Source organism: Lacihabitans sp. LS3-19, from assembly GCF_024343575.1.
Taxonomy (GTDB): Bacteria; Bacteroidota; Bacteroidia; order Cytophagales; family Spirosomataceae; genus Leadbetterella.
The window spans coordinates 1-16,352 of the sequence record NZ_RJUA01000022.1; the positions used below are offsets into that span (position 1 = coordinate 1).

General features: G+C 35.9%; 6 protein-coding genes. All 6 read right to left on the reverse strand.

Going from position 1 to position 16,352, the window contains the following annotated elements; genetic code table 11:
* A partial coding sequence (locus tag EGI22_RS13555) for a choice-of-anchor D domain-containing protein (protein ID WP_255069001.1) occupies positions 1-5,300 on the reverse strand: 5,300 nt, incomplete at its 3' end.
* 112 nt (positions 5,301-5,412) lie between these two features.
* On the reverse strand, positions 5,413-7,968 hold the full coding sequence (locus EGI22_RS13560; RefSeq protein ID WP_255069002.1) for a 3-coathanger stack domain-containing protein: 2,556 nt from the start codon (positions 7,966-7,968) through the stop codon (positions 5,413-5,415).
* Between the two features lie 5 nt (positions 7,969-7,973).
* A complete protein-coding gene (locus EGI22_RS13565; protein ID WP_255069003.1) occupies positions 7,974-8,303 on the reverse strand; it encodes a LytTR family DNA-binding domain-containing protein in 330 nt (109 codons plus the stop codon).
* Positions 8,304-8,552: 249 nt separating this feature from the next.
* Complete coding sequence (locus EGI22_RS13570) at positions 8,553-11,276, reverse strand: ATP-binding protein (RefSeq protein WP_255069004.1); 2,724 nt, start codon at positions 11,274-11,276, stop codon at positions 8,553-8,555.
* A 231-nt stretch (positions 11,277-11,507) separates the two neighbouring features.
* The gene (gene deoC, locus EGI22_RS13575; protein ID WP_255069005.1) at positions 11,508-12,257 is read right to left on the reverse strand and encodes a deoxyribose-phosphate aldolase; all 750 of its coding nucleotides are present in this window, start codon (positions 12,255-12,257) and stop codon (positions 11,508-11,510) included.
* Between the two features lie 815 nt (positions 12,258-13,072).
* The gene (locus tag EGI22_RS13580) at positions 13,073-16,183 is read right to left on the reverse strand and encodes a DUF5107 domain-containing protein (protein WP_255069006.1); all 3,111 of its coding nucleotides are present in this window, start codon (positions 16,181-16,183) and stop codon (positions 13,073-13,075) included.
* Between the last annotated feature and the right edge of the window lie 169 nt (positions 16,184-16,352).

Sequence of the window (16,352 nt, forward strand, 5' to 3'; positions counted from 1 at the left end):
GTTATCTGGCCTGTGGTTGCATTGATTGTTAAGCCTGCTGGGGCTGAAGTAAATCCGCCACCTGTCGTGCCTGTTATATTTACACTTGCTGGACTGGCTGTGCTACAATACGGTGTGCCGGCATAACTGATAGTGGCACTTGGGTTATTTGTAATCGTTACACTCGTTGTGGCTGTTGCTGAACTACAGCCGCCACTTGCTGCTATCGTGTAGGTTACCGTATAAACACCTGCTGTGCTGCTGCTTGGCGTTATCTGGCCTGTGGTTGCATTGATTGTTAAGCCTGCTGGGGCTGAAGTAAATCCGCCACCTGTCGTGCCTGTTATATTTACACTTGCTGGACTGGCTGTGCTACAATACGGTGTGCCGGCATAACTGATAGTGGCCGAAACGTCACACCCCGTCCCCTGAATACTAAAATTATACGGATTCTCATCGGCATCGTCATTCGCAATACTGATTGTAGCGGTACTTGTTCCGCTTGCCGATGGGTCAAACGTAACCTGAAATGTAGTTGTACCGTTAGTAGCCGCCACCGGCGATGTTGGTTGAACATTTACAGAAAAATCTGAAGCATGTGTACCTCCAATTACCACTTTGGGTGTTCCTCCCAATGTCAATGCTCCTGTACCCGTATTTTCAATCGTGAATGTTCTTACCACTGTCCCAGATGCTACATTAGCAGAACCAAAATCACGGTGGTCGTTATTGAGATAGCTAGTTTCACCATCGGCAATATTTGTATTATTACCCTTTAAATTAATTTCTGGACACTGTGCAGCGTTTTGAAACTCATATGGCCCCATATCAGTGATACCGCTATTGAAGGGTCTCAAATTTCCCAAAATATCGGTACTTGAAATACCAATATTTGTACCAGTATTAAGAGCAGGAGAACAATCTGTCAACTGTAATCCATCGTCAGAGGACTTCCAAATATTATCAACACCATCGGGGTCTGAACTATTTAGAAATATTGGATCAAGACTCGTATTCCCTGCTCCGGTAAATCCACCTTGGACAGTTGAATATGTTATGCTAGGACTACCAGTCCCCGTCGTATAAACCCCTTGCGTACCACCACCCAAATTGTTATATATAATGGTATTTTGTATAGTAGCAGTACTGCTCGAACTGTAGAAACCACCACCAGTAGTAGATGCGGAATTACCAAAAAGAATACTGTTTCTAATGGTTGCGGTGGAGGAGCTTACATTATATATACCTCCGCCATCTTGAGCCGTATTATTAGTAAAAATTGAGTTGTCAATTGTTCCGGAATAATTACTCAAATATCCACCACCACCGCGATTTGCGATATTTGATACATAAATATTTCCAAGTAAACTTGTAGAACCACTCAATATTGAAAGGCCTCCTCCATTGGAGGCAGAATTGAGGCTAAAGTAACAGTCTGTTATATTACCTGATGTTGAATTATTTTTTACTCCACCCCCACTAAAATCGGTTTTATTTCCTACAAACCTACAATTATGTATATTCAAATTGCCAGATTGATTGGTCAATCCTCCACCGCTAGATTGCGAGGCGTTCGATGAAAATGAGGTATTTCGAATTTCAGCATTGTTATCAAAACCATAGTTATACATTCCACCACCGGTTGTCAAGGTAAAATTTTCTTTGAAAATACAATTATCTATTAAAATAGCACCTTTATTATAAAATCCAGCTCCATAATCTCTACTGATATATACACCAGCATAAATATATTGCGACGCTAAATTACCGTTACCTCCTTTTACCGTAAAGCCATCCAACACAGAACCGTTACCATTCCCGATTGATAGTAGAACATGATAGGCATTTTCTGCATTATTTGAAAATGTTAAGGTACTTCCACTTCCGCTTACTATATCATCTCCATTGAAATCCCCACTAAGGATAGTAACATTCGCGACAAAATTCCTCTGAGTAAGCACTGATTCTGTACCCAAGAAACCACCATACATTCCTACTCCATCCTTTAACAAGAATGTAAAGTCCTTAGAATTACTTGTAGAACCGTTTGGTTCGGTAGTAGGCTTGTAAGTACCTTGTGCTACCCAAATTTGGTTACCACTAACAGATATATTAATAGCATCTTGAAGATCCTTTTTTGCAGTAGACCAAGAATAACCATCCCCTGAATTATTTGGTCTGGCACTATTAACATAAATTATATTTGAAGAAATTCCAGTTCCTTGAATACTAAAATTATAAGGATTTTCATTGGCATCGTCATTCGCGATACTAACTGTAGCTGTACGCGTTCCACTTGCCGATGGGTCAAACGTAACCTGAAATGTAGTTGTACCGTTAGTAGCCGCCACCGGCGATGATGGTTGAACATTAACAGTAAAATCTGTGGAATGTGTACCTCCAATTACGACTTTGGGTGTTCCTCCCAATGTCAATGCTCCTGAACCAGTATTTTCAATAGTAAAAGTCCTTACTACAGTCCCCGAAGCTACATTTTGTGAACCAAAATCCGTATGGTCATTAGTACTTGGAGTAGCATCTCCATCATCGATGGTTATGCTATTGCCTTTGATGTTGATTTCTGGCGTAGGTGAAACGATGGTTAGCGAAGACGTAGCTGTTACAGCAGCACAACTACCCGAGGCTGCAATGGTATAAGTTATGGTATAAGTTCCCGCCGTACTAGATCCTGGAGTTATCAAACCTGTATCTCCATTAAGACTCAAACCTGCAGGGCTTGATGTAAATGTACCCGTAGGTGTACCCGAGCGATTGACAGCTACTGTACCTCCTGTTGTTAAAAATGGTGAACCTGTGTAAGAAATGGTCGCTGCTGGTACTTGACAACAAGTTAATGAAGCTGAGGTGACAGTATTGGCTGTTGTACTAAAAGGAACAAAATCAAAATCACCAGTAGAATAAACCAAACCACTGATGGCAACGGTTTCTTTTCTTAGAGCAACCCCAGTGCCAGCTGGATTTGTTGAATAAGTTGGCCCCGTGGCAGCTCCCCAATAATTATTCTCAAAATTATAAAAAGCCAAATTATCAGCCGTGCCGTATGGCCCATTTGGGGCAATCCCAGCCTTGTGTGTTACTCCAAAACTTCCACTCGTAAGATTATAAAAATTGTTGTTATTAACAAATGTAAGATTATCCACCGAAGCACTTTCCCAGCCTGCGATATCAATTGCCAAGCCATTATATGAATTCGATACGTCATTGTATGTGATATTCTTACCTTTTACATTACTCGAAAGTACCGTAATAGCACCACTTCCAAGACTTTGACCAGTATTGGCATTTGTAATGGTGTTTTGAGTGATAAATGCGTTTGTAGGATAAAAACCTGGAGTTCCTGAAGAAAAACCTATCTGAATACCAGAGTCAACTGTACGATGAATTCTGTTGCCAGAAATTGTAACAGCCCCATCCAAATTAAAGGAGCTACTCATAGATTTATAACCACCGTAGCCATCACTTAAAATACCTGCCCACTTGGTATTATCTATAATATTATCAGAAATTACAAAGCTGTTTCCTGCTTCTCCCAACCACATTGCGGTTACTGGCAAAGCAGTAGGGCAATCTCCCATTGCATTGTAGAAACCTATATTTTCAAAATAATTACCTGTTATATCCCATGCTCCACGGTTTGTTGGTACACCTGATGGGCCTCCAGTATCTGTTTTTATTCCGTGACCTCTTGTGTTGCTAATTTTATTATTGAGGATTTTTACGCTTATTGACACCTGAAATGGATCAAATGATGTATTATTGGTATCCCAAAAACCATTTACCCTTACACTATCCAAATGTAAGCCTTGTACAATTGAATTATCTGCATTATCCAAATAAATACCATAACCAACCAATCTGGCATCTGAACTACAATGATTGCCTGTTTCAGAAGTTAGCGTAATTCTTTTATTTGAAATCTGAAGGTAAAGGTTCATTTGTTGTGCCGAACCTACTATATCGCAATCGTTTGATGTTGCTTCATTCGGATTTCTATATAGCCCATTCGTTACATACACTATATCATCAAGGGCCGCTGCAGTAATGGCAGTTTGAATATCAGTATACGTGGTAGCCTCCACTGGATAAGTAACTCCATTGACCGTAACGGTTGAAGGACGTGTTGCTCCTTGATTATTGACCCAACGTGCTTGTGAGGTATTCTGTCCAACTCCAAGAATACTAAAAGTATAGGCTCCTTCATCGCTGTCATTATTATTGATGGTAACAGTTGCCGAGCGATTCCCTGTTGCAGAAGGATCAAATCTTACGCTAAAAGTGGTGCTTCCTCCGGCAGGGATGGAGAGAGATGGATTTGTAGAAACCGAGAAATCTCCCGAATTAGTACCTGTGATGTTGGGATTACCAGAAAGTGTTAAAGTTCCCGTCCCAGTATTCTCTATCTTGAACGTTTGAGTCAACGTTCCACCTGATAAAAAGGCATAACCAAAATAAGTATTATCATCTGAAGTTGGAGATGTATCGCCAGAATTTATTGTAACATTTCGTCCTCTTAAGTTGATTTCAGGAGCTGCTGCCACTCCACTTTCCAGCCTAAAATTATCTATCGCCCATTCTTCACTACCACCATTAGATCTAACTGAAATTTTGATCTTAAGGCTTGTTCCAGTACCTGGAATCATTTTTTCAAATTCAGAAAGGTTTATATCCAGCTCAGAGCCATCACCTATTCCATCACCATTTGTATCTTCTCTTAATTTTTTGGAGCCTACTGTTGCATCTCCAAAGAAAACCAAAAGATTAGAATAAGAAGCACCATCAATTGCATATTCAACACGAATAAAATCATTACTGCTTACAAAACCACCTGCCGGGTCAGAGCCTCCCGTGGTACTACCATTATCCCATGCCCCATTTGTATTATTGGCACCAAACAAACCTTTGAAGTTAATATTGGTCCTTCCTGAAATATTAATATTTGTCCACTCTATTGTTTGTGTTTCATTTCCTAGTCCAAAAGGAGTATCGTGGTCTTCACCCGCCCAGATGAAAGATCCATTCATCCCGATATAGTTTGCTCCAAAACCAGATACTAAACTTATATCTCCAGAGGTGTTGGTTGAACGTTTAAAATAGGAAGTATTGGGTGGACCTCCAGAGCCGCCATTATTTGACGGCGTTCGCGTACTTCCAGCTGCAACATCCGGTGTTGATGAATTTTCAAAATTATCTTGCCAAAAAACAGTTTGAGCATGAGTATTTGAATACAGAAAAACAAAAACCATGATGGATAGTGCTCGAAATTCTTTGTTTAATGCTTTAAAAAGTACATCTTTTTTCATGATGGTAGAAAAATTAAGGTTTAAAAATATTGTGATAGTTTTCAAAAAAGCAGAGGAAAATTCTCGAAGAGAACTCCCTCCAAATTTCAATCTTTCTACCACGAAAGGTCTTTTAATTGCAGCCTGTTAAAGGTGTTATTTTGGCTTCAAAAACAGCCCCACTATTTACGGTAAAACCACTTCCATTTTGCGGATTTAATGAAATGCTATTATTAGCTAAATATTTAATATTGGCACTTGATTGCATTGTATTTGTAGCCACAATTGTATTTGAAGAAGCATATATAGCGTTTCCTGAAAGAGTTGCAGTTAGATTTAGATTAGTGCCAACAACATTTTGCTGCATTTCATAAGCCCCAACATCTACAAGGTTACCAAAAAGACGTGGAGAATCGGTAATATCTGACATTGCAATTCCTGTATTTGTTCCGACATTCAGTCCAGGTGAAGGTGTTAAACAGAGCGTAAGTGATAGTCCGTCATCGGAAGTAAACAACTTATTATCAGCCCCATCTATATCGGTAATGTTCAAAAAAAGTGGGTCAACATCTAAATTATTTCCTCCATCTGTGCCATAATTATTATTCCAAATGGCAGATGTCAACGAGTTTTGAAGTATTGAAAAACTGCTCGTAATTGTACCTCCCGTTGAGGTAAAATTCCCTCCCGCATAAGGAACAGAATTGTACACAATCGAATTTACGATTTTGAACTTACCAGCATCTATTTTCAATGATTTACCATAGGTACTATAATTGTTTACAAAAGTTGAATTGACAAAGTCTATAGTACCCGTTGAACTCATATTGTTTTGTACAATTATAGCACCACCATACTCTGAGGTATTGTTGTTCATCACTATATTATTTGAATAATGATGGCCTCTTCGAATAAACATGCCTCCGCCATATTGAGCATAGTTTCCAATAAAGATTGAAGAAAGAACTTTCACCGTATCAATGTAAGGTGTCGATAGATTGTTTTGATATACATTCCCAAAAAAGCCCCCATAATTTCCAGAAAAAACGCAATTTTGTATTGTAGGAAAAGACGCCGTAATGTTTATAGCCGAGCCTAAATCAGGCGTGACATTTACTCCATTTATGGTTTGAGATGGTGAAGTAGTGGTATTACTCTTGGCAGCAGTAAGCGTTATGCCATCTACCAAGGTATTTTTATCGCAATTGGCGATGACTAATAATTGATAGACATTATTTCCTTGAATATCGGTGCTTATTTCTGCAATATTATTCCCATCTGTATTTGTATCATTATTGTCGATATCGCCTGAGAAAATTGTTTTGTTTGTTTTAAAATCCCTTTCGTTCAAGCTGCTTTCAGTTCCAGCAAAACCTCCAAACAGTTTCAAAGCCGTTTTCATGAAAAACACCTTCTGGCGGGCATTGGCTGGTGAGGTATTGCCTGTAGCGTCGGCATTGGGTTTATAGACTCCAGAAGCTACCCATACGCTATCATAGGGTACCGTTCCGTTAATTACAGCCTGCAAATTGCCACTCGCATCTGCCCAGGATGTTCCATCGCCTGAGCCTGATGCTACTGTTTTCACATACCATCTGGACCTAGAGCGAGTGTATGAAAACGGTACTACATAGGTACAAGTACTTTGAGTAACTTTAACATATAAAGTAAAAACTCCACCTGGCATGGCTACAGGCGTAAAAGTATTAGAGGCATAAGTTCCAGCCGAAATAGTAGCTGCCTGATCAAAGAAAATACCGTTTATTGTTGTGCTTCCAGCTAAAGTTGAAATTGTAAATAGTGCATTATTAGCAGCATTGTTATTGATTTGAAGCCTACGGTTGGTATAGGTCGGGTAAGCATTAGCTTTTAATACACCGTTATTTGTAAAACTGCCATTATTATTTAGGTTTCCTAAAATTTGCAGCGAACCTGCATTTGTAGAGGTGGCTGAAGTTTGATTAAAAAAGTTACCTGTAACCTTCATTGTGCCACAAGCATAATTATTAAAAGTACTCGTAGCGTTGTACATCTCAACTTGACCGACAAGTTCTAGGTAGCCATAGTTTTTAAAAACTCCGGGCTGCATAAAAAGCCCAATATTTGTACCTGTACCAGTAAAAGTAGCCCCTGCGTTATTTGTAAAGCCTGAGCCAGAATTCCCCATACGAACTACATCCCTTCCGCTGGCATTTACTACTCCATTTGTTAAATTATTAAAAGCCCCAGTTAAAACATTAATTACTGGATTATCGCCATTTGTTAAAGTCGCTGTTCCAGAATTATTGAAAATTCCGGAGTTTACCATTCTAATTACATCATTGTCCGTAGCATTAATTGGATTAGTATTTGTAGCTATGAGCGTTCCATTATTATTGAATGTACCCCTCGAAATATAAATGGCATTGCCATTATCTGTTGAAATGTTTAGCGTAGCTAAACTATTAACGGTAAGCATACTGCCAATTACAGTCAATTGTACACTGCGAACACTAAAACTACCGGAATTAATAACTGGATTAAAAGTGCTTGTATTTATTATTACGTCGTCAGTACTTGTTGGGACACCACTCGGACTCCAATTTCCATCCGCATTCCAGTCGGTAGTAGTGCCTGCCCATGTTTTGGTTTGAGCTTTTAATAAACTCGAAACTCCCAATAGCACAAAAAATAAATAAATTTTTTTCATAAGATTTAAGCTAAAAGTTTTTGATAAGATTCTAAAAGTTTTTGTTTCATTCTACGTGATACCATCACACGCTTGTTATTGCTCATTTTTACATAAGGTTCGTTTTCAAGAAAACTAATGTCTGTATAATTAAGATTTACTACGAAGGACCGATGAGTCCTTACAAATTGATTAGAAAGTCGATTTTGAATCTTGCCTAAAGTTGTGGCAACAATCAGAATTTTACCGTTATTAAGGTAAAGCCGGGTGTAATTAGAATCACTTTCTAGTAAAATAATTGAAGACGGATAAAGGCAAATTCGCCCCCCTACATGGACTGTAATTTCATTTTTCATGGCAATAAAGTTTTGTTCGAAAAACTAATTTTCGAATTTCATAAAAGAAGTAAGTTGCAAAAAAAAGAATTTTTTCTTTAACCTTTCTCTTACAAAAAACCGCGTGCAAGTTTGAAAAAAATGAAATAAATGGCTACCTCATTTTCGTCAAAAATTTGCTCATTTTCGTCAAATCACTTTTGAAGAGATATAGATTTTTGATTTTATAAGCTATAAACGATAGGATCAAAAAATAATCGATAATTAGGATTATTTCACTTCACTGGGCACAATGCCATATTTTTCAAAAAATGTCTTGCTAAAATAACTCAAACTTTCAAAACCCACTTTAAAGGCAATTTCAGACACGCTACCAGCATTTTCTTTTAATAAATCATGGGCTTTTTGTAGCCTATAATCTCTGATAAATTCGACTATAGTTTGATTGGAAAGTGCTTTTATTTTCCGCAATAACTGCGACTGGCTCATGCCTATCTCACGGCTAAAATCTTCAACACCGAACTTGTTGTTTGATAAATTACCATCAAGAATCTTCTTAAGTTTGAGTTTGAATTCATTTTCCACAGTTAATTTGACAGTCTTATTAGATTCTAATGCTACAATTTGTTTACTAAAAAGACGCTGTAGCTTTTGTTGTTTTTCAATTAGATTCCAAAGCCTTGTTTGAAGCTCTTTTTTGTTAAATGGTTTGGTCAGATATTCATCTGCACCATATTCAAAACTTTTTATACGGCTTTCCACTTCAGCTTTGGCAGTCAATAAAACCAAAGGAATATGAGATGTTTTAATGTTAGATTTTAAGCTTTTACAAAGTTCCAAGCCATCTTTTTCAGGCATCATGTAATCACTTATTATTATATCTGGCAAACTTTCCAAAGCAATTTCTTCGCCTATTAGACCATTCTCGGCTTCGATTAGCTCAAAATCATCGGATAAAATAGACCGAATAAATTCCCTTAAATCGCTATTATCTTCAACTAAAAGTAAAATCGGTTTATTTTTGTTTTCTTTTATTGGATTTGCCTTATTCTCATTTAGAATATTTAAAACTGAATTAGAACTTTCCATCACTTCCAATCTATTAATTTGCTTAAATGGCAAAGTCAATAAAAAGCTTGTTCCATGACCCAAGCTACTTTTCACCTCAATTTTTATGTCCATCAAATTTGCAAATTCCTTTACCAATGCAAGGCCAATTCCTGTTCCATAAATCTGAGAATTGTTTTCTTGTACCTGATAAAAACGATCAAAAATTTTCTCCAAATCACTTTCTTTCAAACCTATTCCAGAATCCTCTATTTTAATTTTCAAGATTTCATTTTCTAAATAGGTACTTAAAACGATTTTACCATATTCAGGCGTAAATTTGAAAGCATTAGATAAAAGGTTATTTAGAATTTTTTCGAATTTATCTGTATCAAAACTGGTATAAAAATCACTTGGTTGAATATCATTCATGAATTCAATATGCTTACTTTCTGCCATTGATTTATAAGCACTTGCAATAAGCTTTACATTTTTTATGAAATCAGTTTGCTGGATGTTTAACTGAAATTCATTGCTTTGGAGCTTGCTTAAATCTAAAAGTTCATTGATAAGATTTAATAGATTTTCTGCATTTCTTTTAATCATCCCGAAGATATTTTCATTTGGATATTTTTCAACCAACGTTTCTATTGGCCCCAAAATCAGGCTAAGTGGTGTCCGGAATTCATGTGTAATATTTGTAAAGAATTGTGTTTTTGTATTATCTAATTCGAGTAATTTTTCATTAGTCAATTTATTGAAAATGTCATTTTGCTCTGCTTTTATAGCTTTTACTTGAATCTTTTTAATAATGTTCCCTAAAAAAAACACAAAAAACAATATCTCCCCAATAAACAATATGGTGGCTATAGTAAAGAGAGGTTTAAATTCTAAATAACCCAACAATCTAATGTTAATAAACATATAGCTGATAGTGGTCATCAGGAAAAGAATAGCATAATAATTATCGAATTTGAGTTTTTTAAAGATGCAAAAAATGTAGATACTTACTATAAAAAGGCTGTTAATTACGACCAACCAAGGGCCGGTATTTAGCCAATACCATTGATAAGATACTAAAACAACAATGTCTAAAAGTATATTAAATATTATGGTAAAAATCAGTGTATGTTTAACCCAAGCACCTAATTTAGCTATGGGGAGATGACTCAAAGCAAATAAAGAAGCCGCCATTGGTGTGGAAGTATAACAAATAAAATCAATTTTTGCCGCTAAAATGGGAGAATCTGTAAACCATGGCCCAGGGATGTTCAATAGTCCCCAATATCCCAAAGTCTTGAAAATAGTATGAACAGAATATACTGTAAATGTAAAATCCTTTATGATTATGAAGCCCATTACAAAAACCAATATAAAACGAAAAATCAAAAAGCCATTCACCGTACCTTGGTAGGCATAATAATCCAATTTGTAATTAGGATATTCTTTTTCGCTATATAGCTCTAATCTGCTATAATTTCCTCTTAAACTTTTGTGTCTAATATAGATCTCTCTACTCTTGCTGGCTGAAATATTAAAACTAAAAACGACTTCTTTCTCGAATAATTTTTTTTCTTTTTGGTAAGTAAAAAGAGGAAAGGTTGTTTTTTTAAAATTACCGTCTCCTTCCTCTGATATGTAAAACTCTAGTGTATCAACGAGGCTATTTGTCCAAATTAGATATAAATTTTGGGTGGTATCAGTATCATTTTTGAATTTAGAATGAAGCCAAAAATTGGCATTCGAATAAGGAAAAATTATGTGGTCTTTTAAAATTGGACTAAATATTTTTTGCCCAAATACCTGCTTAGGACTTAAACTTGAAAGGTCCTCGTATATTTCAAATTTATTAGTAATATTCGACGAATTCGGGCTATTTTTTGTTATTTCAATACTTTGAGCCCACAAAAAATTTGTAAAAAGAAAGAAAAATAAAAATTTATTCATTTTAGTAATTCATGGCAAAAGAAAATGGATACTTATTAAGTCTAAAAAGAAAGGCTATCAAGTAATTCCCATGATTTCAATTCTTTAAACTAAAAAAAGCTTTTCAAATTTAATTATAATTTAAGTATTCCTCCAAAACTTCCTACATATTATAAACGATTGAAAGAAAAGAACTCGAAAGATATAATTTACAAATCAATTAATAATTTAAAAATTTAGCTTATTTAAAAATCAATAACCCGAAGTAACTTTTTCAACTTCTTTGGATTTTAAACCTAGCCTTTCCTTTGCGTCTTCACAAATAGCCGCTGTAGCTGTGGCTCCCATTCTTGTGCAGCCTAACTCCCTGATTCTTAGTAAGCCGTCCAGCGTTCTTACGCCACCTGCGGCTTTTATTTGTACTTCTGGAGCACTGTATTTTCGCATCAATTGAAGATCATGTTCTGTGGCTCCTTTGTAGTTGTAGTCACCACTTGGCAGTTTTACGTAGCCGTAACCAGTCGAGGTTTTTACAAAAGCCACTCCAATTGTGCTACAGATTTTGCAGAGTTTAATTTTGTATTTGTCTTTGGGTATAAAATCATTTTCGAAAATGACTTTCAATATGGCTCCATGTTTTACACACTCTTTATTTATCGCAAAAATCTCTTTTTTTACATAACGCCAATCTTCTCCCAAAACCTTACCCACGTTTACCACCATGTCGATTTCTGTAGCACCGTCTTTGCAAGCCAATCGGGTTTCAAACACTTTGGTTTGGATTGTGCTGTTTCCATGCGGAAAACCGATTACACTGCAAACTTTCACATCCGAATCTTTGAGTAATTCAGCAGTTTGCTTTACAAAATAAGGCTTGATACAAACTGCCGCTACGTCGTATTCTATAGCCAATTTACAGCCTGCAATCAGCTCGGCGTCTGTCATAGTTGGGTGTAAAAGCGAATGATCAATGGTTTTGGCAACTTCTTTTAAGGTAAACATAAGGTTTTTGAATAAATGCTTGAAATTTGAGCAGGTTTTTTGTTTTAAATCTTTACAATTTTACAAAAATAAGTGTAAATAGTTTAAAATTAGGTAAATATAATTTGGCGGAAAATCATATTTCTAAAAAAGGAATTGAAAGGTGTTTTTTGGGTTGATTGTTAGGATTTATAAATAAAATAATGTCATCCCTTCGGGATTTATAGCTGTATTTACCCTTTCTTTTTTATATATAATAATGTCATCCCTTCGGGATTTTCCTCAGTTTTTACCTTTTTATTTTTTATATTAATATCATCCCTTCGGGATTTATAGTAGAATGTGACTTTTCTTTATTTAAAATAATATCATCCCTTCGGAATTTAAAGCTGTATTTACCTTTTCTTTTTTTAGAATAATATCATCCCTTCGGGATTTCACTCAATTCATATTTTTTTCTACAATAATGTCATCCCTTCGGGATTTATAGCATTATGTGACTTTTCTTTATTTAAAATAATTTCATCTCTTCGGGAATAATAGCGGAATAAGTCTTTTCTTTATTTAGAATAATTTCATCCCTTCGGAATTTATAGCGAAATGTGTCTTTTCACTATTTAAAATAATTTCATCCCTGCGGGATTTAAATGGTGTAATATCATTCGTTTTATATAAAGATTTTCTCCTTTATGGACTAAATTTATATCACAAAACCACATAATGGTGAAATTATTAAACTTCAACCTAATGAACCAAAAACCTAGAAAGTAATTAATCCAATAAGCTAAATGAGCCAATTTATGTTTTAATCGAAAAAAGTATCTGTATTTAAACAACTATTCACTTAAAGTCACAGCCTTCTCAATAATTTCAAAATACTTATTTGATTTCATATCATTTCTTAATTGCTCCAAAGCCTTATTATTTTTTTCTATATTGGCCAAAATCCATCTTGAAGCAGGTTTGTTTTTCAAACTTTCCGAATTAATTATTTTCACCAAATCCTTAATTTTTGAAGTCTCATTATTCTTTTCTAAAATGCTGAAATACAAAATATCATTTAAGCTTATCGCACCATCTTTTATTCTTTTATCCGAAAACTTCTCAATATTTCCTTCGAGTTTTCTCGCATTTTCTTTTTGGTTAGTTTTGTTCAAAATTAAAGATTGTAAATAATCTTGAATTCTAATATCGGATACATAAGGCTTCCCAACACCCAGGTTTTCGGGATATTCTTTCGATTTTTCTAGGCTTAGTAAAGCCGCATCGTAGTTTTTCGACTCAGTACCTTCCAAGGTTTTTAACAAATAGGCTTGTTCGTAAATTGTTTTCCCTTCTCTGGAATGCTCAAAAGGTATGGCTACCATTTTTGATAAAACAGTCAAACATTCATCGTATTTCTTGTTGTTCAAAAGCGTTTTGGCATTTTGCAAGGCCAAATAAAAATTATCTTTAAAGAGCAATCTGGCCTCTTCAGAAAGCGATAAGGCCATTTTGTGATCTGAAATCCCTTCATAATATTCAATCAATTTACTCCAGTTTCTCCATTCTTTGGCGTTAATATTTTTCGCTTTTTGCAGATCTGCTAAAACTTGTTTTTCATCTTTTCCTTTCATCAAAAAGGCTCTTGAAATATAAAATGGTGAGAAATCAGGCTCATTCCCGCATTTTATAAGCAAGTCTTTCGCTTCTTCTATTCGGTCTATGCCCCAATAATTCAAAGCCAAATAATATTTAAACTTCCAAGACGAATGGTTTGCAATTGCCCAAGTTAGTGCCTCCACATCTTCGGTACGATATGGAAATACAAAGTCTGGAGATTCTTGAGCACAAGTGTTTAGAGCAGCAGTATTTTTTTGTAAAAAGGCTTTCCAAATACTTACCAAACTATTTTTAGGTGCCTTATTTAAAACTTCTAAAGCGTCTTTTTCTAAGCCTAATTTCTTGTAATCCAAACACAACTCAAGATAGGTTTGGTACGGAAATTCATTTTTTATTTTGTTTTGAAAAGCCAAAAGATTCGCTTGGTTTTTCTCTAAATTATATTTTTCGAAAGAAGCAAAATGATTCAATGGATCTAGCTCTATTATTTGATTAATAGTTTGTTGAGCCAATATGTTTTTGCCGGTTTCCCTATACAATACCACCAATAATTTCATAGCATTGACATTAAACCTATTATAATCTAAAGCCGATTGAGCGTATTTTTCAGTTAAGCCATAGTCTTTTTGCAAAAATCTTATAGCAGCCATCTCAGCATTTGCAGCCGACCTATATTCCATACTTCTCGCCGCCCAGCCAAAAGACTCCAAGGCATTTAAATAATCACCTTTTAAGCTGTAATTTATTCCTGCAAAATAATTCGCCGCAGGATGATAAGTATCTAAAGTCAAGGCCATATTGGCATAAATGAGTGCCGAATCAGGCAAATTATTTCGATAATACAATTCGGAAAGAGCAGCCATAGCGTCAATGTGCATGGCGTCTTTTTGAAGGCAAACTTTCAGGATCTTTTTGGCAGCCGAATAATTCCGATTTTCTTTTTGTTCGATCCCAATTTGATAAAAATTAGCTGCACTTTCGGGGTCAAGCGGAATAGTCGTGGCAAATGGCCTTTTTAGGATATTTTCGATTTTTGAGGTATGTTTCAAATCCATGCCAGTGGCTTCTACTTCGAAATCTGCACCATCTTCTATGTTCACAGAAGTTTTAAAAACATCCATCGGCTGGAAGGTCTTGTCTGTGGAGAAGATTATTTTCCCTTTAGATTTCACCGTAATCTTACTTTGTACAAACGCCAATGCATTTATCCCGATTTGCAGTTTCCCATTTTCATTTTTTATGCTCAAAACTCCTTGCGGAGATACTTCGGTCAGGCCACCAATTTCCTTTACAGGAAACCAAATTTCTTTCCAAGTGTCTGTTACACTCGGGTTAAAAGGCAACTCTTTTATGGGACTTCTAAACCCCGACTGTGCATATTGGTTAAATGATCTTCCAGCCTGAAACTCCATGTATTGTCCATCTGTGTCAGTCAATAAATCCTCCCAAATGCCACCATCGCGAGCGGTAGACCAGAGCCAAAGTTTGCGACCTGGCATGTCTTCATATAAAGCCCAATGCCCAAATCCAAAATTAGATTTATGGAAATAACCACCCATAAAATCATTGTATTCGCCTACGGTATGGATACTTTTATCAGAGCCAAAATTATCGTTTTTATACAAAGAGAGATCATGCCCTTCTTCATCAACTGGCCAAGGATGCACATCGCCGTTATGATCAAGGGTCTGATTGCCAGGGTAATAAAACTCTAAATCTTCAGAAACTGCGGCGGCACCAGTCATAAAGTTATAATAGGTTTGTGGAACTGGGGTCGGGTTGTTCCAAAGGGCCTTCGTTTCGAAATATGCCTTGTCTTTAGGCAATCTGATTTCAACCCGCCACTGCGTGCGTGAGGTAAGGTCAGTGTTTCCAACAAAACAAGATACGCTTCCGTCGGCGTTTTCTTTGGTTAGATAATCTACCGGTGTCGCAGTAGATGGATTGTGACCAATAAAACCAAAATTAAACTCTATACCGCCAGATGTCCATGGCCCACGCATGGATATATTGCGAAATTTCATGACCTCATTCCTGTAGATAAACTCTTTGCCCGTAGATTTCTCTATGGCTCCCCAAACTTTTCCACCGACTTCGGGCAAAACCCATACGATAATATAGTCATTTTCGAGTTTTACAACTTTCCATTTTTGCATTTCTCCCTTCAAACTGTAGCCCTCAAATGAATGATAAGGATATATATTGGTCCTCACTGTCAATATTGGATTGGGGTTCGGGTCTGAAAAAGGATAAGTCAGAAAAGGTCGAGACTCTTCACTTATCGTTGCTTTCTTTTGTGCAAAAACCAATACGGGCAGGAGTAAAAAAACAAGGACTTTATTCATTTTGGATAAGGTTTTTATTACGAAGAGAATAGGCATGAAATCTTTAAGCAATATACAAAATAAAAACTTTTATTATTAAAATATTTTATTAAATGCGAGGGATTTAAAATTTGAAATTAAACATACTAAATTTTCAAAATAATCATTAGAAAACTAGCTATATTTAATC